Source organism: Amycolatopsis sacchari, assembly GCF_900114035.1.
Lineage (GTDB): Bacteria > Actinomycetota > Actinomycetes > Mycobacteriales > Pseudonocardiaceae > Amycolatopsis_E > Amycolatopsis_E sacchari.
In genome coordinates this window covers 328,833-347,530 of sequence record NZ_FORP01000006.1, presented here as the reverse complement: position 1 = coordinate 347,530, position 18,698 = coordinate 328,833, and the positions used below count along the sequence as shown (strand labels likewise).

Annotated in this window: 22 protein-coding genes; 10 read left to right on the top strand and 12 right to left on the bottom strand. The window is 72.3% G+C overall.

Annotation, left to right across the window (positions count from 1 at the left end):
• Positions 1-320: 320 nt before the first annotated feature.
• Positions 321-737: a hypothetical protein gene (locus BMZ92_RS13845; RefSeq protein ID WP_091507023.1), complete on the top strand. Its 417-nt coding sequence runs from the start codon at positions 321-323 to the stop codon at positions 735-737.
• Between the two features lie 3 nt (positions 738-740).
• Here BMZ92_RS13845 and BMZ92_RS13840 read toward each other — a convergent pair whose 3' ends face one another.
• The 3 genes from BMZ92_RS13840 to pheA all read right to left on the bottom strand — a co-directional run bounded on the left by BMZ92_RS13840 (position 741) and on the right by pheA (position 3,045).
• Entirely contained in the window at positions 741-1,400 is a 660-nt protein-coding gene (locus tag BMZ92_RS13840; RefSeq protein WP_091507021.1) for a DUF4232 domain-containing protein, read from the bottom strand.
• Positions 1,401-1,525: 125 nt separating this feature from the next.
• On the bottom strand, positions 1,526-2,134 hold the full coding sequence (locus tag BMZ92_RS13835; RefSeq protein ID WP_091507018.1) for a histidine phosphatase family protein: 609 nt from the start codon (positions 2,132-2,134) through the stop codon (positions 1,526-1,528).
• Complete coding sequence (gene pheA / locus BMZ92_RS13830; protein WP_091507016.1) at positions 2,131-3,045, bottom strand: prephenate dehydratase; 915 nt, start codon at positions 3,043-3,045, stop codon at positions 2,131-2,133. The genes BMZ92_RS13835 and pheA overlap by 4 nt, the downstream gene beginning before the upstream one ends.
• Before the next feature lie 94 nt (positions 3,046-3,139).
• On the opposite strand from pheA, the gene BMZ92_RS13825 reads away from it, so the two are divergent.
• The 3 genes from BMZ92_RS13825 (at position 3,140) to BMZ92_RS37375 (ending at position 5,136) form a co-directional block, all read left to right on the top strand.
• Complete coding sequence (locus BMZ92_RS13825; RefSeq protein ID WP_091507014.1) at positions 3,140-3,754, top strand: macro domain-containing protein; 615 nt, start codon at positions 3,140-3,142, stop codon at positions 3,752-3,754.
• Between the two features lie 173 nt (positions 3,755-3,927).
• A complete protein-coding gene (gene coaA, locus BMZ92_RS13820; RefSeq protein WP_091507011.1) occupies positions 3,928-4,860 on the top strand; it encodes a type I pantothenate kinase in 933 nt (310 codons plus the stop codon).
• A gap of 129 nt (positions 4,861-4,989) precedes the next feature.
• Positions 4,990-5,136 (top strand): hypothetical protein, encoded by a 147-nt coding sequence (locus BMZ92_RS37375; protein ID WP_177228677.1) that lies wholly within the window; start codon positions 4,990-4,992, stop codon positions 5,134-5,136.
• Between the two features lie 4 nt (positions 5,137-5,140).
• On the opposite strand, the gene BMZ92_RS13815 is transcribed toward BMZ92_RS37375, so the two are convergent.
• The 5 genes from BMZ92_RS13815 to BMZ92_RS13795 all read right to left on the bottom strand — a co-directional run bounded on the left by BMZ92_RS13815 (position 5,141) and on the right by BMZ92_RS13795 (position 10,496).
• Positions 5,141-6,670, bottom strand: a complete 1,530-nt coding sequence (locus tag BMZ92_RS13815; RefSeq protein ID WP_091507008.1) for a hypothetical protein — start codon at positions 6,668-6,670, stop codon at positions 5,141-5,143.
• 38 nt (positions 6,671-6,708) lie between these two features.
• Complete coding sequence (locus BMZ92_RS13810) at positions 6,709-7,881, bottom strand: hypothetical protein (protein WP_091507003.1); 1,173 nt, start codon at positions 7,879-7,881, stop codon at positions 6,709-6,711.
• A gap of 14 nt (positions 7,882-7,895) precedes the next feature.
• Positions 7,896-9,026: a hypothetical protein gene (locus tag BMZ92_RS13805; RefSeq protein WP_091506999.1), complete on the bottom strand. Its 1,131-nt coding sequence runs from the start codon at positions 9,024-9,026 to the stop codon at positions 7,896-7,898.
• On the bottom strand, positions 9,023-10,096 hold the full coding sequence (locus BMZ92_RS13800) for a hypothetical protein (protein WP_091506995.1): 1,074 nt from the start codon (positions 10,094-10,096) through the stop codon (positions 9,023-9,025). Before BMZ92_RS13800 ends, BMZ92_RS13805 begins: the two co-directional genes overlap by 4 nt.
• Positions 10,097-10,172: 76 nt before the next feature.
• Positions 10,173-10,496, bottom strand: a complete 324-nt coding sequence (locus BMZ92_RS13795; protein ID WP_091506991.1) for a DUF3024 domain-containing protein — start codon at positions 10,494-10,496, stop codon at positions 10,173-10,175.
• A 76-nt stretch (positions 10,497-10,572) separates the two neighbouring features.
• On the opposite strand from BMZ92_RS13795, the gene BMZ92_RS13790 reads away from it, so the two are divergent.
• Complete coding sequence (locus BMZ92_RS13790) at positions 10,573-10,893, top strand: nucleotide pyrophosphohydrolase (RefSeq protein ID WP_091506986.1); 321 nt, start codon at positions 10,573-10,575, stop codon at positions 10,891-10,893.
• Here the strand turns inward: BMZ92_RS13790 and BMZ92_RS13785 are convergent.
• Complete coding sequence (locus BMZ92_RS13785; protein WP_091506982.1) at positions 10,890-12,308, bottom strand: exonuclease domain-containing protein; 1,419 nt, start codon at positions 12,306-12,308, stop codon at positions 10,890-10,892. The two genes, BMZ92_RS13790 and BMZ92_RS13785, sit on opposite strands and share 4 nt — an antisense overlap.
• Positions 12,309-12,374: 66 nt before the next feature.
• On the opposite strand from BMZ92_RS13785, the gene BMZ92_RS36845 reads away from it, so the two are divergent.
• The 3 genes from BMZ92_RS36845 (at position 12,375) to BMZ92_RS13770 (ending at position 15,166) form a co-directional block, all read left to right on the top strand.
• Positions 12,375-13,070 carry a thermonuclease family protein gene (locus BMZ92_RS36845; RefSeq protein ID WP_143249860.1) on the top strand — a complete coding sequence of 232 codons (696 nt, stop codon included), beginning with the start codon at positions 12,375-12,377 and terminating at the stop codon, positions 13,068-13,070.
• Positions 13,071-13,103: 33 nt separating this feature from the next.
• On the top strand, positions 13,104-14,477 hold the full coding sequence (locus tag BMZ92_RS13775) for a carboxylesterase/lipase family protein (protein ID WP_245783039.1): 1,374 nt from the start codon (positions 13,104-13,106) through the stop codon (positions 14,475-14,477).
• Positions 14,478-14,539: 62 nt separating this feature from the next.
• The gene (locus BMZ92_RS13770) at positions 14,540-15,166 is read left to right on the top strand and encodes a response regulator (protein ID WP_091506973.1); all 627 of its coding nucleotides are present in this window, start codon (positions 14,540-14,542) and stop codon (positions 15,164-15,166) included.
• Here BMZ92_RS13770 and BMZ92_RS13765 read toward each other — a convergent pair whose 3' ends face one another.
• The gene (locus BMZ92_RS13765; RefSeq protein WP_245783038.1) at positions 15,167-16,231 is read right to left on the bottom strand and encodes an FUSC family protein; all 1,065 of its coding nucleotides are present in this window, start codon (positions 16,229-16,231) and stop codon (positions 15,167-15,169) included.
• Between the two features lie 43 nt (positions 16,232-16,274).
• Between BMZ92_RS13765 and BMZ92_RS13760 the strand changes: the two genes are divergently transcribed.
• A complete protein-coding gene (locus BMZ92_RS13760; RefSeq protein ID WP_245783037.1) occupies positions 16,275-16,763 on the top strand; it encodes a MarR family winged helix-turn-helix transcriptional regulator in 489 nt (162 codons plus the stop codon).
• Here BMZ92_RS13760 and BMZ92_RS13755 read toward each other — a convergent pair.
• A complete protein-coding gene (locus BMZ92_RS13755; RefSeq protein ID WP_091506969.1) occupies positions 16,760-17,179 on the bottom strand; it encodes a MarR family winged helix-turn-helix transcriptional regulator in 420 nt (139 codons plus the stop codon). The two genes, BMZ92_RS13760 and BMZ92_RS13755, sit on opposite strands and share 4 nt — an antisense overlap.
• 112 nt (positions 17,180-17,291) lie before the next feature.
• Between BMZ92_RS13755 and BMZ92_RS13750 the strand changes: the two genes are divergently transcribed.
• Positions 17,292-18,050 (top strand): SDR family NAD(P)-dependent oxidoreductase, encoded by a 759-nt coding sequence (locus tag BMZ92_RS13750; RefSeq protein ID WP_091506966.1) that lies wholly within the window; start codon positions 17,292-17,294, stop codon positions 18,048-18,050.
• A gap of 2 nt (positions 18,051-18,052) precedes the next feature.
• Here the strand turns inward: BMZ92_RS13750 and BMZ92_RS13745 are convergent, their stop codons facing one another.
• Positions 18,053-18,697, bottom strand: a complete 645-nt coding sequence (locus BMZ92_RS13745; protein WP_091506964.1) for a GntR family transcriptional regulator — start codon at positions 18,695-18,697, stop codon at positions 18,053-18,055.
• Position 18,698: the final 1 nt, after the last annotated feature.

Genomic DNA, 18,698 nt, shown 5'->3' with positions numbered 1-18,698 from the left:
CCGCTGCCTCAAACGCTACCTAGCCCGCGAAATCTACAACACCCTCCACCACCCCACCACCAGCACAAACATCCCTTGACAACCATAGGAGCATCCCGCCGGATCGGCCGTAAGTGCGGCTGGGGATCGGGGCGGGGGTGGGTGTGGGCGGTGTGGCCGCTCGCTTCGCATTGCCGGGTGGCCGTGGGGTGCGTGGGGCTCCCGCAGTTCCGTTGCCGGGTGGCGGTTGCGCGGGTGGTGGGGCCACTGCCAGGTGGGTCTTCTGATAACGGACTGGCCGCAAAAGCCGTTCCGTCCGTGCTGGGGTGCTGGAATGCCCCATGCGTTCTGATCCCGAGGACGGGGCACTGGGCGAGCCGGTCGCTTCGCGGCGGCCGCTGGTGCTGGGCGGGGTGATCGGGTTCGGCGTCGGGATGCTCGTGATGGGGTTGCTGTGGGCCGGCGCCAGCAGTGCCAGTTCCGCCACCCAGGACGCCCGCGCCGCGTGCGGGGCTTTCGAGCGGGCCGGGACCCTGCCGACGTCCTTCGTCAGCCAGGCGGTGCTCGCACCCGGCGTGGTCCAGCACATCACCGCCGCACGGGACCTCTCCGCCGCGGCGGCCGCGCAGAACCCCGCGTACGACGAGCTGGCCGACCACCTGGACGGCGTGAGCCGCATGGTGATCAGCCTGAACTTCGCCGACCCCGCCGGGCGCAGGCACCTGACCCAGGCGCACCGGTTGTGCGGCCAGGTCTGACCGCTACTGCGCGTTGCTCCCCTTGACGATCGTCTTGACCGTGAGCTGGTTGCCGGGGATCTTGTCGTTCGCGCAGCCCGTGCCCGGCATCTCGACGAACATCGACGCCGTCTCCTGCGGCGGGTACACGCGCAGGCCCCGCACCGGCTGCGGCTGGCACGCCACCGTGTCGAAGTTCTGCACGTTCACGAACCCGATCGCCGCCGACGCGGTTTCGCCCTTGTTCAGGGTGACCGGCGCCCCCTTCGTGCCCTCGCGGAACGCCGCCGGGCCGACCTGGTGCCCGTCCGCACCGCCGACGTACGACACGCCGGGGAAGCCCTGGATGACGCACGAGTGGCTGCTGACGTTGGTGAAGACCAGCGGCCGGTACACGGTGCCGGCCGCCGCGTCCCCCCGGCCGAGTGAAAGCTTCAGGTCGCCCGACTTGCACAGCCCGTTGTCGGTCTGCGTCGCGGGCGGGGCCCCCTGCGCCTGCGTCGTCGTGCTGGTCGACGTCGTCGGGCTCGGGCTCGCCGACGTGCTCTCCGAGCTCGCGGTCGTGGTCGTCGTGCTCGGCTGGGGCTGGGCGTTGTCCGTCCCCTGGCCGCACGCGGCCACGCCGACCGCGATCCCGGCCGCGGCGGCCGCCAGTCCGATCCGAGAGATCCTCACTCGCACCATGTTCTCGCCTCCCTGTGCTGTTCGAGCACTACCCGGGAGACGTTCGGGCCACGCACCGGGTTGTGTGGACCATGCCATTTTGTTACCGGAAGTCGCCACGACAGGTGAAAACGCAACAAGGCGATTCACATTTCGATGCCGACCCAGGTCAGGCAGGTCCAGCCGCCGGAGGGCACGGACTCCAGCTCGACGATCCCCGTGTTCGGGATGAGCCCCTGGTCCGCCAGCTCCGGCCGCACGTTGTCCGCCAGCCACTCCGCCGCCACCCGGATCGCGCCACCGTGGCTGACGAGCGCGATCGCCGGGTCCTGCTCGTGCTTCGCCCGCAGCTCCGCGACCGCCGCCAGGTACCGCGCCCGCACCTGCTGCCCGCTCTCGCCGCCGGGCATCGCGACCTCCAGGTCACCCCTCGTCCACGGGTGGACCGTGGCGGCGTACGCCACCAGCGCCTCCCGGTCGCCCCGCCCCTCCAGGTCACCGACGTTGATCTCGTGCACGCCGTCGATCACCTGCACCTCCCGCATCAGCGCGGCGGCCAGCGGCGCCGCGGTCTGCTGGGCGCGGATGGCGCGCGAGGCGTAGACGGCGGCGATCGGTTCACCGGCGAGCCGGTCCGCAAGCGCTTGCGCCTGCAGTTGTCCCAGGTCGGTGAGCGGCGGCCCCGGTAGCGCCGTGTCCAGGATCTTCCGCACGTTCGCCGTGCTCTCGGCGTGCCGGATCAGGTACAGCTTCACGCCTGCTCCCCCCGGCGGACGGCCGCGACCCAGTCCGCGGCGTCGACGAAGTCCTCGTTGCCCGCCGATTCGGCGATCGTGGCTCGAACCCCGTCCGCGCGGGGGTGCGAGCCGAGGAACCGGACGTTGCGGCAGCGGCGGCGCAGCGCGGTGAGCGCGTCCCCGATGCGCGGCTCGGCGACGTGGCCCTCGAAGTCGATGAAGAACCGGTACTCGCCGAAGTTCCCCCGGGCGGGACGCGCGTCGAGGCGCGTCAGGTTGATGCCGCGGCCCGCCAGCTCGGTGAGCAGCTCGGCGAGCGCGCCGGTGCGGTTCGCGGCGGCCGCGACGATCGACGTGCGGTCGGCCCCCGTCGGCTCCGGCAGCGGCTGCCGCGGCCTGCGGACCAGCAGGAACCGGGTCCGCGCGTCCCGCACGTCGGCGACCTCGGTGGCCCGCACCTCCAGCGGGTAGTGCTGGACCGCGACGGGCGCGGTCACGGCGGCGTCGAAGTCACCGCGTTGCACGGCGACCGCCGCGGCGGCCGTGGACGACGTGGCGACGGACCTCGCGCCGGGCAGGTTCGCCTCGACCCACAGCCGCACCTGCGCGAGCGCGTGCGGGTGGCTCGCGACCGTGCGGATCTCGGTGGTGCCGGGCCGGGTCAGCACGCTGAAGTGCACCGGCAGCAACGCTTCGGCGAAGGCGATCAACGGCTCGCCCTCGGCGAGGGTGTCGAGCGTCGCGGGCACGACGCCTTCGACGGAGTTCTCCACCGGCACGCACGCGGCGTCGGTTTCGCCCTTGCGCACAGCCGAGAGCGCGAGCGGGATCGTCTCGAATGGAACGAGCTCGTCCCCGTCCGCGGCGAGCGAGCGCGCCGCCTGCTCGGTGAAGGTCCCCTCGGGTCCGAAGTATGCGATCCGTGTCACTACGCCAGGTTATCGGCAGGGAAGCACTGGTCTGTTCAGGCGGTGCGGGACTCCGGGAGTTACCGGAAGTGGCATTTTTTGGCATGGTGTACGCGTGACCGCCGATTCGGGCACGCACGCCACGTCCAAGGGCACCGACGATCGGGTCTCCCCCTCCACTCCGTCGCTCGTGCTGTGCGCTGTCGACGAGCCGCTCTTCCGTGCCTGGCACTCGGTTCTGGACCGGCTGAAGGGCTCGGTCCGCGTGCACCACGGCTCGGTGCTCGACGTGGCGGCGGAGGCCGTCGTGAGCCCGGCGAACTCCTTCGGCTGGATGCGTGGCGGTATCGACGCCGTGTACGCCAGGGCGTTCCCGGAGATCGAGCAGAACGTGCGCAGTGCCGTGCTCGCCTACCACGGTGGTGAACTGCCCATCGGCGAAGCGGTGATCGTGCCCACCGGCGAACCCGCGCCCGCGTGGCTGATCAGCGCGCCGACGATGCGTGAGCCGGGTGAACGCCTGCCCGAGGACACCGTGCACCCGTACCTCGCGGCCCGCGCGGTGTTCCTGAAGTGGCGCGACGGCAGGCTGGAACACGGCGTGGACGTGCGTGCCGTGGTGGACACCATCGCGATGCCGGGGCTCGGTACCGGCGTTGGCGGCGTGCGCCCGGAAACCTGCGCCCGTCAGGTCGCCGCGGCCTGGGCCGAGGTCTTCGGCGTGCAGTAACTCACAGGGCGGTTCTCCGCGGTTCGACCTACCGTAAAAGGGGCGCTACTTCGGAGGCACCACACGGAGCGGATCCGACGAAGGAGGATCGGCTCAGGAGGACCGACGGGGTGCGGGAACCCCCGCAAGGCGCTGTATCGACGCCAGCCCACCGACGGGCAAGGAGTGTGGGAATGCCGCGGGTTCGTGAGCTCAGCCCCTACGTCGAACTGGACCGGGAGCAATGGCGAGAGCTGCGGCGCAGCACTCCCCTGCCGCTGACCGCCGAGGAACTGCTGCGCCTGCGGGGGCTCGGCGAGCAGGTGGACCTCAACGAGGTCGCGGAGGTCTACCTCCCGCTGTCCCGGTTGATCAACCTGCAGGTCGCCGCCAGGCAACGGCTGTACGAGGCGACCACGACGTTCCTCGGCGAGGACTGCCGGGGCACGAAGGTGCCGTTCGTGATCGGCATCGCCGGCAGCGTCGCCGTCGGCAAGTCGACCACCGCGCGCCTGCTGCGCACCCTGCTCGCCCGCTGGCCCGACCACCCGCGCGTCGACCTCGTCACCACCGACGGGTTCCTCTACCCGCGGGCCGAACTGGTCCGGCGCGGCATCATGCACCGCAAGGGTTTCCCGGAGAGCTACGACCGGCGCGCGCTGCTGCGGTTCGTCGCCGAGGTGAAGTCCGGCGCCGAGGAGGTCAGCGCGCCCGTCTACTCGCACCTGGCCTACGACATCGTGCCCGGCGAGGAGCAGGTCGTGCGCCAGCCGGACATCCTCATCATCGAGGGCCTGAACGTGCTGCAGCCCGGCCCGCGGCTGATGGTGTCGGACCTGTTCGACTTCTCGATCTACGTGGACGCGCACACCGAGGACATCGAGCACTGGTACGTCGAGCGGTTCCTCAAGCTGCGCCAGACCGCGTTCGCCGACCCGGCCTCGCACTTCCACCACTACGCCGACCTGCCGGACGACGAGGCCCGCGCCGAGGCGCTGCACCTGTGGCGCACGATCAACGAGCCGAACCTCATCGAGAACATCCGGCCCACCCGGCCGAGGGCCACCCTGGTCCTGCGGAAGGACGCCGACCATTCGATCAACCGCGTCCGGCTGCGCAAGCTGTAGTGGGGGCTCGGCCGAACGGCTGATGTTGTCACCCGGTCAGTAACCGGTTGGCCGATACCGCCCGCATCCGGTGGACCGCACCCTGGATTGAGCAGGAAAACGCACCTCGACCAGGGAGGAGGCACGCCGATGCTGAATGCGGTGTTCACGTGGATCGGCGCGGTGCTGGGCATCGTGGTGCTGCTCGCGATGGCGGCCGGAGCGTTCGTCGTGGACTTCGACGACGCGCTCGCGGACCGCGCGGAGAAGACCCCCGAGCCCACGGCGGGGCCGTGAGGCGTCAGCCCAGTTCGTCGAGGGCGCGGAGGTAGTCGTCGAGGTCGAACTCGAGGCTGTCGCCCTCACCCGTCTCCAGCCGCTCTTCCAGCACCCCCGCCAGCTGCGCGAGGACGTCGGCGCGGTGGAGACCCCTGGCGAGCAGCCGCTGGGCCGTCTGCCACACCTCGGGCGGCTCGTCGTCCCACAGCTGGTCCACGACCGTCGTGTGGGCGGCCAGCCGCAGGAAGGCCTCCTCGTCGAGGTCGTCCTCCGCCAGTGACTCCTGGAAGTCCGGGTGCTCGCCGATGACCAGCAGGCGGCGCTGCTCCGGGTCCGAGGGGTCAAGTTCGACCTCCTCGTCGGCGATCTCCGTGTAGACCGAGGGGATCGCGAACTGGCGGCGCTCCAGCACGTCGGCGGCGCCCGCCTCGTCGAGGTCCTCCGCGCCGTCGAGGTAGGCGTCGAGCGTGGACTCGGTTTCGAGGGTGCGCTCGTAGATGCGGTCCTCGACCGCTTCGAGCAGCGGTTCGACGGCGTCCTCCGGCAGGCCGTCGCGCACCGCGCCCCAGCGCGCCCACGCGGGCAGCACCCGCTCCAGCGCCTCGTCCTGCTCGTCGGTCAGCTCGATCGCGCCGTCGTCGACCAGGTCGACGAACGAGGCCAGCTTGTCGGGGCCGACGCGCAGCGGGTCACGGGGGTCGTGCTCGAGGCCGAACTCGATGAGCCGCAGCGCGCACACCCTGGCGGCCTCGGTGTCCTCGACCTCGGGGGTGGCGAGGAAGAACGCGTCGATCGCCTCGGCCTGCTCCTCGGTGGACAGCACGCGCGGCGGGTCGGCGGGCTCGGGCTCGGGCAGCGCGCGGGTGCGGGCCATCGCGAGCGCGCGGAAGCGCACGTAGTCGTCGGTGACCTCGGGCTCGGTCTGCAGCTCGGTGCCGACGAACGCGTCGGCGAGCAGCTGGTGCGCGCGGCCGGGCGTGATCCGCTCGCACGTGACGAGGTTGCCGCTCTCCGCGGCCTGCCCCTGCATCTCGGCGATCACCTCGGCGGGTGACTCGACGATCACCGCCTCGTCCGCCCAGCCGCCGAACAGGGCGTAGCCGATCGACACGAGCAGCCCGTGCGCCGACTCGCCCTCGCCGAACACGCACAGGACCGAGGTTTCGTCGCCGTACACGTCGGCGGTGCGCCAGCACTCGCCGACGGTGACCTGGTTGAGCGAACGCGCCCAGTCCGGCTCGCCGAGGCCCAGCTTGTCCAGTGCGAACCCGGCGGCCTCGCGCTGCTCCTCGGTGGGCGCCAGCGCCCGCAGGGCCGCCAGCGGGGCGACGAGCCGCTCCGGCTCCGGCGCGACCTCGGCGAACTCGATCAGCTCGGCGGCCAGGTCGTCGCCGGCCTCCCACCACTCGCCCAGGATCTCGGACGTGACCAGCTCGACGCGCAGCGGCTCGGCGGCCGAGTCCAGTTCGGCGAACTCACGCAGGACCTCCTCGAGGAGTTCGCTCCCGCTCTCGGCGGCGTCGCTGGATTCCTGCTGGGGCAGCTCGGTCATGCGTCACATAGTGGCACCGGCGCGCGCCGGGGTTCCCGTCACCCCTTGGGCAACGCGATCCGCGCCTGGCGGATTTCGGTGATCAACCGCGCCTTGCGCTTGTGGACGGCCACGAGTCCGGCCAGGTACTGCCCGAATTCCTCCGGTGTGCCCGCCTTCCGGTGCAACTGCCGGATCTTGCGCAGGCACTTCGCGGCCTGTTCGTAATGCGCCGCGTCTTTCTGCTCGATCAGGTGATTGACATGGAGTTTGTACACGTCTAACACCTCACCCGGAGCGGTGCTTTCCCGCAGCTCGGCGACGTGCAGCAGCACTGGCAGCGAGCACGGGTACCGGCGGGCCGCCTGCCAGGCCTCGTCGGGGCGTTCTTCGGCGAGCAGCGCGCGCACGAGTTCGTCGGCGCCCTGTTCCCCCGTTTCCGCGTGCTCGCGGAGCACCGCCAGCGCGGATTCCCGTTCCGTTTCCCACCGGCCGAGTTCGACAGCGGCCTCGCGCAACGCGAGGAAAGTCTTTTCCGAAGGCGCACGACGGAATTCGGCGCCACGGGATTTGACCGCGTCGTCGTTCTGGTTGAGCGCTCGGGCGGCGTACGCGACGGCCTCGGCCGTCCTCCCGGCACCCCGCAGCACGCGCACGATCTTGAGCCGCACGTCGAGCCGTTGCGGCTGTCGCTTGAGGATCTCCAGCAGAGCGTCGACATCGCCGGAGAGTTCCGCGACCTGTTCGGCGAGTTTCGCCGCGGCCGGGCCGCCCGCATCGTCCACAATGGACTTCAGGCGCGCGAGCCCGGTGCTGCCCAGCGCCTGCGCGAAAGCGGGCAGCTCGACCGCGACGCCGTGGTCGAGCGCGAGCGCCGCAAGCGAGTCGGCGAGGTCCGCGGGCGGATGCGCCGCGCACGCGCGAGCGTAGAGCGCGAGGGCCTTGCGCAGCACGCCCGGATCGTCCTGTTGCGCCTTGAGGATCCGGTCGACCGTGCGCCGGGCCAGCGGCGCCAGGTCGGCCGTGGAACCGGCGTCGAGCAGCCGCTGCAGGGTGTCCAGCACCGCGACGATCTTCGTGGCCTCACCGGGGCCGAGCGCGTCGGCGGACTCCCCTCCCGCCCGCAGCGCGAGCCGCGCGTGCAGTTCCGGGTCACGTCCGGCCTGCTCGTACAGCAGTTCGGCGAGGGTCTCGGCGTCGAGCGAGCGGAGGTAGCCCCGGAGATCGGTCACCGGCACATCCTGGCCTACCGCCGCAAGGCCACCGGGAGCTCTCCCGCCGCTTCTTCCTCGTCGTGCGCGAAGAAGTCGTCGAAGATCTCCTCGACCTCGGCGAGCAGGTGCTCGACCGCGGCGTCGGACAGGCCCTGGCGCCGCCCCTGCCAGCCCGCCCACGCGAGTGAGACGTCCCGCAGCGACTCCAGCGCGTCGTCGTCGGGGTCCTGCGCGTGCAGCAGGTCGTCGAGGAAGAACTCGAACTTCCCGGGGCTGACCCGCAGCGGCTCGCCCTCGTCGACGTCCTCGCCGAACTCGACCAGCTCCCGCAGGTACCCGGCGCCGGAGCTCCCGTGCTCGTCGAGGAACCGCCGCACCACGTCCTCGTCGTGCGGTCGCGGCTCCGGCCGCGGTTCGGCCGGCGGCATGGCGAGCAGCCGGGCGAGCAGGTGGGCGCGGGCGTCGGTGACCGGGTCGTCGGCCACCGGTTCGAGCAGCTGGGCCGCCACCTGGTCGTTGACGGCCATCGCGTCCTCGACGATCCGGCGGGCCTTCGGCAACGCGAGCGGACCGGTGACCAGCAGCTCGTGCCGGTTCTGCGCCAGCTCGGCGAGGATCTCCTCGTGCTCGGTCGTCAGGTACGCCTCCAGCACCCCGGCGTAGCGGTCGGTCTCGACGACGAGCCCGTGCCGCCGGCCGCCGCGCTCGCACAGGAACAGCAGGAACGACTGGTCCCCGTACACGTCGGTCTGGTGGTGGCACTCCTCGACCACGACCTCGCCGAGCGCGGCCGCCCAGGCGGGCTCCCGCATGCCGAGCGCGGCGAGCCTCGCGGCGGCCGCGCGGGCCCGTTCACGCAGTTCGTCGCCGGGAGAAAGCGCTTGCAGCGCGCAGAGCAGCGCGAACCCGGCGGCGTTCTGCTTCGCGGCGGCGTAGCTGACGAGCGGGAAGCCGATCTCGTGAGTCGCGGCGTGCGGGTCGCCGACGAGCCAGAAGCTGCCGAGCACCTCGGAGGTCAGCAGTTCGACGTCGAGCACGTCGTCGGAGTCCGCGACCTCCTCGAACGCCTCGAGCGCGTCTTCGAAACCGGCACGCAGCCCGGCGTCCGGCGTGGCGGGCTTCTTCTTGTTCTTCTTCTTGCGACCGCGGCTGACCGGACTCATGCGCTCATCGTGGCAGTGCCCCGGTGCGCCACGGTCTTCGGCATGGCGATCCGGGCGTTGCGGATCTCCACGAGCAAGCGGGTCTTGCGGCGGTGCCGGTCGAGGAGCCTGCCGAGGTACGGCGGGAACTCGTCGGCGGTCCCGGCGCGGCGGTGCAGGGCACGCAGCTCCTTGAGCACGCGGACCGCCTGCTGGTAGCAGGAAACGTCCTTCTGCGCGATCAGTTCCTCGACGTACAGGCGGTAGACGGGGATCGCGGCCGCGGGTTCCTGCTCGGCGAGCGCGGTCAGCGCGGCGGTGCGCTCCTGCGGCCACTGCTCACCGGCGGCCTCGCGGAGGGCGGTGTAGCTCGCGGGGCCGGGGTTGCGGCGGAACTCGGCGCGGCGCAGGGCGAGCAGGCCGCCGCGGGGGCGTTCGCCGTGCACCAACGTGCGCGCGGCGTACGCGATCGCCTCGCCGTGCCGTCCCGCCGACCGCAGCGCGCGGATGATGCGCAGCCCCACCTCCTGCGTCGGCGGCTTCGCGGCGAGGATGCCCAGCAGCGTGTCGACGTCGCCGGTGACCTCGGCGAGTTGCTCGGCGAGGCGGCGCGCGGTGTCCCGGCGCGGGCCGGGTTTGCCGGCCAGCAGAGCGTCCACAGTGGACTTGATACGGGCCAGGCCGGCGTCGCCGAGCGCGCCGGCGAACTGCGCGAGGTCGGCCTCCGGCCAGTCGGGGCGGTGGAAGGCGAGGCCGAGGAGCCAGTCGGCGAGCTGGTCCGGCGCCGGTGGGTGGGTCGCGCAGGCGCGCGCGTAGAGGGCGAGCGCGCGGCGGCGTTCCGCGGCGGTCGCGTGGGTGAGCCCGTCGAGGGTGCGGCGGGCGAGCGGGGTGAGATCGGCCTGGGTGCCGGCGTCGAGCAGGCGTTCGAGGACGTCGAGCGCCGGGCCGGCCTTGCTCGCGGTCGCCGCCCGGGCCTCGAGCTCCTGCCGCAACCGGGTGTCCCGCTCCGCCTCGGCGTACAGCAGCTCGGCCAGCGTCTCCGCGTCGAGCGAGCGCAGGTACGCGCGCAGGTCCGGGTTCACCCGGACCATCCTGCCGGACCCGAAAGGCGACCACGGTCACCCAGGAGCGTTGTCTTTCCGCAGGTGGCGGCCACTCTGTGTCAGCTCAACCGGTGAAGAAGTACTCCCCGTAGGTGCTGCGATCGATGTCGGCGAGGAGCGGGACGGGTGAGTTCTCGCGGACGCTGTCCGGGTACTTCCGCCAGCGGCCCAGCTCCTCGGACCAGTAGTAGAGGGTCCACATGCCGTCCACGCCGTACCGCAGCTGCGCGAAGGGTCGCTCGCCGGGCTCGACGGACCACTCGGGGCGCTTCTCCACCAGGGTCACCATGCGCCCGCGCCAGCGGGAGACGATCCGTTTGTCCGCCGGGACGCGCCGTTCACACCAACGATCGATCTGCCGTTGCTGGAGCTCGGGGATCGGCGACATACCCACAGTGATACCGCATGCGTTCCGCGCGCACGGATGGAGGACTCGCACCTCACACGGGTCATACTTCGTCGCCGTGACCCTCGACGAGATCGTCTCCCGCCTCCGCGAGTTCGCGGCCGCCCGCGACTGGGAGCGGTACCACACCCCGAAGAACCTGGTCATGGCCCTGTCCGGCGAGGTCGGCGAGCTGACGGCGCTGTTCCAGTGGCTGACGCCGGAGGAGTCCGCACGGGCGCTGGAGGACCCCGACCTGGCCGCGAACGTGCACGACGAACTGGCCGACGTGGTGCTGTACCTGCTCCGCCTGGCCGACGTGCTGGGCGTGGACCTGCTGGCCGCCGCCGAGGCGAAGCTGGACCGGAACGAGCACCGCTTTCCCGTGGCGGGCAGCTAACGCACCATCGGCTCGCTCAGGTACCAGCCTGTGCACAGGGCCGCGACGCCGAGTACGGCCAGCGCCGCCGAGCTGGCCAGTGGGGCGCCGGCGACGAGGGTGAGCAGCGAGAACAGCATCACGGCCAGGCCGGCGACCATGAGGCCCCTCGCGGCCCAGACGTGCGCCGCGGGGAGGGTGCGCGGCGCGGACAGCGGGCGGGCGAGCGGGGCGGTGGCCGCCGGGTCGAGCAGGCCCAGTGCCGGCCACGCCGAGCCGAGGTCCAGTACCGCGATGCCGAGCTCCCTGGCCTCCGTCAGGCGCGGGTCGTGCCGGGGGACGTCGTCGGTGAGGGCTATGTGCGTGACCGAGGGGGCGAGCTCCCTCGCGAGCTGGATGCCCGCCGCGAGCGCCGCCGCCCGCAGTGCGTCCGACTCCTGCGTCTCGCCCAGCACCAGCAGCCTGCGCGGCTCGGGGTGCTGGGCGTGGCGCAGCTCGCCGACGGCCTCGGGCACCCCGAGCATCTTCGCGAGTGCCGTCAGGTCCGCCGCCTCGGCCTCGGCCAGCGCGCCGTCCTCCTCCGCGACCTCGCGCAGCGCCGTCACGAACTCCAGGTGCGCGCGGCCGGCGGGGATACCCCCGTCCATCGCGACCGTCGTCAGCTCCGCCGCGTCGTCCGGGGTGAAGTCCACGTCCGCGACCGCCGCGGTCAGCGCCTGCCGGTACGCCTCGTGCCGCGGTTCCCGTTCGCTCAGCCGCAGCCGGGCCGTCAGGTCGGCGAGCCACACCTGCTCCCGCACCGCGGCCTCGCCGCGCGGGAACAGGTGGCCGCTCGCCGGGAGCCTCGGCAGCGGTGGGTACGACGGGGGTGCCGTGAACAACAGGCCGTGCGTCGTGACCAGTGACGACGCCACCGCCGCCACCGTGCGCGCGTGGGCCAGCGCCAGGTGGGCGGGGAACTCGCCGAGGCCGAGCGCCACCGCGACCGTGCTCAGCAGCACGTTGGGCAGGCCCAGCACCTGACGCGCCGCGTCGAGCGTGCACACCGCGGGCAGCGGCGGCAGCTCCACGTCCAGCCGCGCCACCTCGGCGGCGAGGAACTCCCGCAGGAACGGCAGGTTGTGGGCCACCACCACGCTGCCGTGACACAGGTCGAGCAGCGGCCCCAGCACTTCGCGGAACTCCGGCGCGCGGTCCAGCTCGCGGCGGCTGATCCGGTGCAGCGGCGCCGGCCCCGGCGCCACGTGCCAGCCGGGGTTCACGAGCGTGGCGAACTCGGCGACCGTCGTGCCGTCGGCTCGCACGCGCACCGCCGCCACCTCCACGACGTGCCCCGGGCGCAGGCCGGTGGTCCGCACGTCGAGTGCGGTGAATTCGGCGGTGGCGGCGGGGAAACGGCCGTCCGGGGTCAGCCGCGGGGTGTCCAGGGGTGCCATCGGCCGCTAATCTTCCCGCAACCCCGGAAAAGTAAATCGCGCACCCCCGGAAAAAGAGAAGCCCCCGTGCTGAACAGACCTGTGCCGCTCTGGCTCAAGATCACGCTGACCGCATTCGGAGCGCTGTTCACCGTGACCGCGGTTTTCGGCAGGCCGGCCGTGCCGGACAGCACCGCTGCGGCCACCCCGTCCCCCCTTCCCCCGCACCCAGCTGCGACTACCTACACCGTCATGAGTGTCCGTGGCACCACTGTGGACCTTGCGGATCCGAGTGGGAAAGCGCTTTCAATTCGGGCCGCGGGTCTCGCGGCCCCCGCCGCCGGAGATTGTTTCTCCATCGAGTCGGCCAACTGGGCAAGCGCTTTCTTGACCGGCGACAGGGTGACCGCCGAAATCGTCGACACCGGATCCGGATCACTCGCCATGATCGACCTTCCGGACGGCACGAACTATTCGATGATCGCTTTGCGGAACGGCTACGCGAAATACTCTCCGGACCCGCTCGCGGCAGGCGACCCACGCCTCGCCGACGCCGAGACCGCCGCGAGGCAGGCGGGCACCGGGCTGTGGGGTCCGCCGTGCCGTCGCCCGAACTCGCCGGCGCCGACCGTCACCTCGATCCGCACACCCCCGCCCGTCACCAGCACGGCCCAGCCGCCCGCACCCCCACCGGCCGCTCCGAGCACCGAGCCGACCACCACGACCTGCACCAAGGCCCACCCGCCTGCCGGCGAACGAGGCAAAAGACCGTGTGCGCGGTGAACTCCGTGGTAGATCTGGATCGTGGAACCTCGAGTGCAGACGACACACGGCGCCGTGCGCGGCCAGACGACCGACGGGGTCAGCGCCTTCCGCGGCATCCCCTACGCCGCACCCCTCGACGGTGTCCGGCGGTTCCTGCCGCCACAACCACCGGAGCAGTGGGAAGGCACCCGCGACGCCACGCGCTACAGCGCCGACGTCCCGCAGAGCACGCTGCTGCCGGGGGTGCCGTCGAGCTGGACGCCCGGCGACGACCCGGAGTGCCTGACCGTCAACGTCTGGACCCCGGATCCCGGCGCGAGCGGCCTGCCGGTCATGGTGTGGCTCTACGGCGGCGCGTACATCGTGGGCACGTCGCGGCAGCCGGAGTACGACGGCGCGAACCTCGCCCGCGGCGGCGTGGTCGTCGTGTCGCTGAACTACCGGGTGGGGTTCGAGGGGTTCGGCTGGCTGCCGGATTCGGCGGGCAACCGGGCGTTCCTCGACCAGCTCGCGGCACTGCGCTGGGTGCAGGACAACATCCGCGCCTTCGGGGGCGACCCGGACAACGTGACGCTCTTCGGGGAGTCCGCCGGTGGCACCGCCGTGGCCGCCCTGACCGCCGCCGAGGCCGGGCGCGGGCTGTTCCACCGGGCGATCGGGCAGAGCGTCGCCGGCGGGTTCCAGTCCGAGGACACCGCCCGCGCGACCGCGGCACGGATCGCCGCCGCGCTCGGCGCGGAGCTGACCGCGGAGGCGTTCGGCGCGTTGCCGTCCGAGGCGATCCACGGCGTGCAGGCCGTGCCGGGCACGATCACGCCCTTCGGCCCCGTCATCGACGGGGACGTCGTCGCGGGGCTGCCGTGGGAGCGGCTGCGGGGCGAGGTCGACCTGGTCGTGGGGTTCAACCGGGACGAGTACCGCCTGTTCTCCGCGAACGAGGACGTGACCGCGAAGGACCCGGCGGCGACGGCCGCCGCGGTGGGCGCGTCGATCGACGGCTACCGCACGGCGTACCCGCAGCTGTCCGACCCGGACCTCTACGTGCTGATCATGTCCGACGCGATCTTCCGCATGCCGACGACGTGGTGCGCGCAGAACCACCCCGGCCGCACGTTCCTGTACGAGCTGACCTGGCCCAGCCCGGCGTTCGGCGGTCTGCTGGGCTGCTGCCACGGGCTCGACCTGCCGCTGACGTTCGGCAACTTCGACGGGCAGCTCGGCGCGATGCTGCTCGGCAGCCCGGTGCCGCCCGAGGCGACGGCGCTGTCCGAGGAGTTCCGCAAGGCGTGGACGTCCTTCGCCGCGACCGGCGACCCCGGCTGGCCCGAGTACGAACCGGGTGAGCGCCTGGCGCGGATCTGGGACACGGAGGTCACCGTGGAGTCCGACCCGGAAGGCGCGTCACGGCGGATCTGGGCCCATTAGGCCGGCCCCTCGCCCGACCACCGCCCCCTCGGACACGCTGCGCGTGGCTCTACTCTTCAGGTATGGCCATCGAGGTGCTGCTCGTCGACGATCACGAGGTGGTCCGGCGCGGGCTGCGGGAGCTGCTGAGCGACGAGCCGGACATCGAGGTGGTCGCGGAGGCGAGCAGCGCCGACGAGGCGCTCGCGGTGGCGATGCACGTCGAGCCCGACGTGGCGGTGGTGGACGTGCGGCTCGGCGACGGGGACGGCGTGGCGCTGTGCCGCGAGCTGCGCTCCAAGCCGAACCCCCCGCAGTGCCTCGTGCTCACCGCGTTCGACGACGAGGAGGCCATGGTCGGCGCGATCATGGCCGGGGCCTCGGGCTACCTGCTCAAGCAGGTGCGCGGGCAGGACGTCGTGAACGCCGTGCGCGAGGTGGCCGCCGGGCGCTCGCTGCTGGACCCGCTCACCACCGCCCGCGTGCTGGACAAGCTGCGCCACCCGCGGGAGGACGAGCTCGACCAGCTCACCGAACGCGAGCGCAGCGTGCTGGAGCTGATCGGCGACGGGCTGTCCAACCGGGAGATCGCCGAACGGCTGTTCCTGGCGGAGAAGACCGTCAAGAACTACGTGACGTCGGTGCTCGCGAAGCTCGGCATGCAGCGGCGCACGCAGGCCGCGGCGTGGGTCGCGCGCCGCGGGAAGTAGTCACGCGGCCGCCAGCGAGTAGCCGCGGCCGGGCCGGACGAGCGCCGCGGCGAGCCCGGCGAGCGCGCCGAGGACGGTGTCGAGCAGCCGGTCCGACGCGAGGCCGAACGCGTCCGGCGGGGTGAGCAGCGAGCTCAGCAGCAGCGTGAGCGGGGTGATGAAGACCATCGCGAGCGCGTAGTTGCGGATGACCGTCAGCTCCCCGCACAACAGCGCGACGACGATGCACGCGAGCTTCGCGGGCGTCGGCAGGTCGGCGGCGAGCAGCAGACCGCCGAGCACCACCCCGACGAGCGTGCCGAGCACGCGCTGGACCGTGCGGTGCACCGTGTGGTTGAGGTGGGTGGACTGCAGCACGGCGGCGGCCGCGATCATCGTCCAGTACGGGTGACCGAGGTGCAGGAAGTGCGCGAGCAGCCCGGCGGCGAGCACCCCGAGGCCGACCTTCGCCGCCCGCGGCAGTTCGTGCGACGGCAGGCGCACGGCGGCCAGCAGGCTTTCCCGCCAGGAAGGCGCTTTCTCGTGCGGCTCGCGGAAGAACAACCAGCCCGCCATGCCCACGCACCACGCGACGACGGCGGCGAGTGCGGCGACACCCGTCTGCACCGCCGCCTGCGACCACGACACCGGCAGCACGGCGGTCGTCGCGACGGCGAACACGAAGATCAGCCCGCCGGGCGGGCCGGCGGCGACCGCGTCGGTGAGCAGTTTCGCCACGGCCGCGACGACGGCGACCAGCACCGCCACCGGCACGGGTCCCCAGCCCGCGGCCGCGACCACGCTGCCGAGCGCCACGCACAGCACGAGCCCGGCGCCGACGGCGGCGAGCAGCCGCGCGCGCACGGGGTAGGGCGCGAACCTCGCGTGCACCGCCGTCATCCCGCCGAACGCGGCGGCGGGCGCCAAGGCGGTGTGCCCTGCGAGCACCACCGCGACGAGGACTATGTTCGCCCCGGTCATGGCCCGCAGTGCCGAGGTCCCGGCAGGCCCCGCCACCGGGCGCAGCCGCCACCAGCCGTGGAGGGCGAGCGCTCGGCGGAGGTCGTGACGGTCCACATATTTCACAGGTAAAATACTATCGAAGTAACCGGCCCGAAGGAGCGTTCCGGTGAGCGATCTCATCGACAGAGTCCGGCGCCAGTGGGGTGAGGTGCGGCCCGAGCTGGACACCTCCGGCATGGCGGTGATCGGCCGCGTGCTGCGGCTCGCGTCCCTGATCCGCCGCGACACCGACGACCTGCTCGCCGGGCACGAGCTGACGCGGGCCGAGTTCGACGTGCTGTGTGCGTTGCGGCGCAACGAAGTGCTCAACCCCGGGCAGATCAGCCGCGAAATGCTGTCCTCGGGCGCGGCGATCACCAAGCGGCTCGACCGGCTCGCCCGCATGGGCCTGGTCTCCCGCACGGCGAGCGAGCGCGACCGGCGCGTCGTGCAGGTGCGGCTGACCGACAAGGGCGTCGAGCTGATCGACGAACTGCTGCCCCAGCAGCTCGCGGCCGAGCGGACGGCGCTGGCGAACCTGTCCGAAGAGGACCGCCGGACGCTGGCCGCGCTGCTCGGCACGGTGCTGGAAACCGTGGAGGGCGTGGCGCGCTAGGACTGCTCCAGCGCCCGGTCCAAAAGCGACACCAGCGTCTTCAGCTCGTCCGCGTCCAGCCGGGAGAACGGGCTGCGCCGCAGCGTTTCCCGCTCGACTTCGGCACGCACCCGCCGTCCTTCGCCCGTGAGGACCAGCGCCCGGGACCGCCGGTCGCGCGTGTCCGCCACGCGTTCGACCAGGCCGCGGGTGACGAGCTGGTTGGTGACGAAGCTCAGGTTGGGCGCGTTGCAGTGGAGCCGCTCGGCCATGGTCTTCATCGACGGGGGCGCCTCGTCGGGATCGATCATCAGCAGGGCCTGCGCGGTGGCTTCGGTCAGCCCGTGGGCCGCCAGCACCGGGCCGATGCGGTCCGCGGTGCGCAGGAAGACCTCGTGGTTGGCCCGCACGGCCGCCGCCAGCTCCCGCTCACCCACGGCGGCAGCCTAGCATTTCCTTCGAGCCTCGAAGCTGTTACGGTGCCCGCTAGAAGTTCGAGCCTCGAACTACCAGGGAGGGCACGTATACGAGTTCCGCGGCACGACGGCGATGGTCACCGGGGCGTCGAGGGGGCTGGGCCGGGCGTACGCCCTCGAACTGGCCGCGCGCGGCGCGAACCTCGTGCTCGTCGCCCGGTCCGGCGCGGCACTGCGCGAACTCGCCACGACGATCCGCGACCGGCACGGCGTCAAGGTCGAGGCGATACCGGCCGATCTCGCCGCCCCTTCCGCGGTCGATGCGCTGGCCATGCCGGTCGATCTGCTGCTCAACAACGCGGCCTACGGTCCGGTCGGCCCGTTCTTCGGCCGCCCGTTCGAGCAGAACCTGCGTGCGGTGGCGCTCAACGTCACGGGCTTGATGACGCTGACCCACCGCATCGGGCGCGAGATGCTGGCGCGGGGCTCGGGCGGCATCATCAACGTCGCCTCCACCGCGGCCTTCCAGCCGATGCCCTACCAGGCCGGTTACGCCGCGACGAAGGCCTTCGTCCTGTCCTTCACCGAAGCGCTCGCCGAGGAGACGCGGGGCAGCGGGGTGCGGATCATGGCGGCCCACCCGGGAGCGGTGGACACCGGGTTCTTCGACGGCACCACCGCCACCATCGACCCCCGCTTCGCCGATTCCCCCGAATCCGTGGCGGCGAAGACGCTCGACGACTTCGCCCGCGGCAGGACCGTTTCCTACCCCGGCCGTCTCGTCCACCGGGTGGCGACGTGGGCGCCGCGGGCGTTGCCGCGCCGCGCGGTCACCCGCATCACGGGAGGACTCAACCGGCACAACGGGTTGCACGAAGCCGCGGACACGTGACGTCAGGGGCGGATGACGTCGCCGTCGGCCTCGCGGAGCGCCTTGATCACGCTCTCCAGGTGCGCCCGCGCGGCGGCCTGGGCGCGCTCCGGGTCGTGCGCGCAGATGCCGTCGATGATCGCCAGGTGCTCGGGCAGCGAGACCGACGGGCGACCGGGGCGCATGGCGAGGCGGAACTGGTGCCGCACGCTCTGGCCGCGCAGCCGTTCCAGCACCTGCGCGGCCGTGCGCTGCCCGCTGATCTCCCGCACCCGCAGGTGCAGCCGCTGGTTGAGCGCCGAGTAGCCGACGACGTCACCGCCCGCGACGGCCTGGCGCATGTCCTCGCCCAGCTGCCGCAGCTCCGCGATCTCCTCGTCGCTGATCCGCTCCGCCGCCTTCGCCGCGCACAGCGCTTCGAGCATCATCCGCACTTCGGAGATCTCGACCGCTTCCTCGATGGACACCGCCCGCACGCGCGCGCCCCGGTTCTGCACGCGCTCGACGAGCCCCTCGTTCGCCAGCTCGATCAGCGCGGCCCGCACGTTGGCGCGGCTCGCGGAGAACTGGGCGGACAGGTCGGCCTCGACCAGCCGCTGATTGGGCACGAACTCGCCGCGCACGATCGCGTCGCGGATCGCGACCACCACCGGCTGGTCCTCGCTCACT

Bases quoted from the DNA above. Each gene is read 5' to 3' on its own strand.
- BMZ92_RS13750 (WP_091506966.1), top strand. From the start codon at position 17,292: ATGGTCACCGGGGCGTCGAGGGGGCTGGGCCGGGCGTACGCCCTCGAA.
- BMZ92_RS13845 (WP_091507023.1), top strand. From the start codon at position 321: ATGCGTTCTGATCCCGAGGACGGGGCACTGGGCGAGCCGGTCGCTTCG.
- BMZ92_RS37375 (WP_177228677.1), top strand. From the start codon at position 4,990: ATGCTGAATGCGGTGTTCACGTGGATCGGCGCGGTGCTGGGCATCGTG.
- BMZ92_RS13770 (WP_091506973.1), top strand. From the start codon at position 14,540: ATGGCCATCGAGGTGCTGCTCGTCGACGATCACGAGGTGGTCCGGCGC.
- BMZ92_RS13840 (WP_091507021.1), bottom strand. From the start codon at position 1,400: ATGGTGCGAGTGAGGATCTCTCGGATCGGACTGGCGGCCGCCGCGGCC.
- BMZ92_RS13800 (WP_091506995.1), bottom strand. From the start codon at position 10,096: ATGGTCCGGGTGAACCCGGACCTGCGCGCGTACCTGCGCTCGCTCGAC.
- BMZ92_RS13795 (WP_091506991.1), bottom strand. From the start codon at position 10,496: ATGTCGCCGATCCCCGAGCTCCAGCAACGGCAGATCGATCGTTGGTGT.
- BMZ92_RS13815 (WP_091507008.1), bottom strand. From the start codon at position 6,670: ATGACCGAGCTGCCCCAGCAGGAATCCAGCGACGCCGCCGAGAGCGGG.
- BMZ92_RS13785 (WP_091506982.1), bottom strand. From the start codon at position 12,308: ATGGCACCCCTGGACACCCCGCGGCTGACCCCGGACGGCCGTTTCCCC.
- BMZ92_RS13805 (WP_091506999.1), bottom strand. From the start codon at position 9,026: ATGAGTCCGGTCAGCCGCGGTCGCAAGAAGAAGAACAAGAAGAAGCCC.
- coaA (WP_091507011.1), top strand. From the start codon at position 3,928: ATGCCGCGGGTTCGTGAGCTCAGCCCCTACGTCGAACTGGACCGGGAG.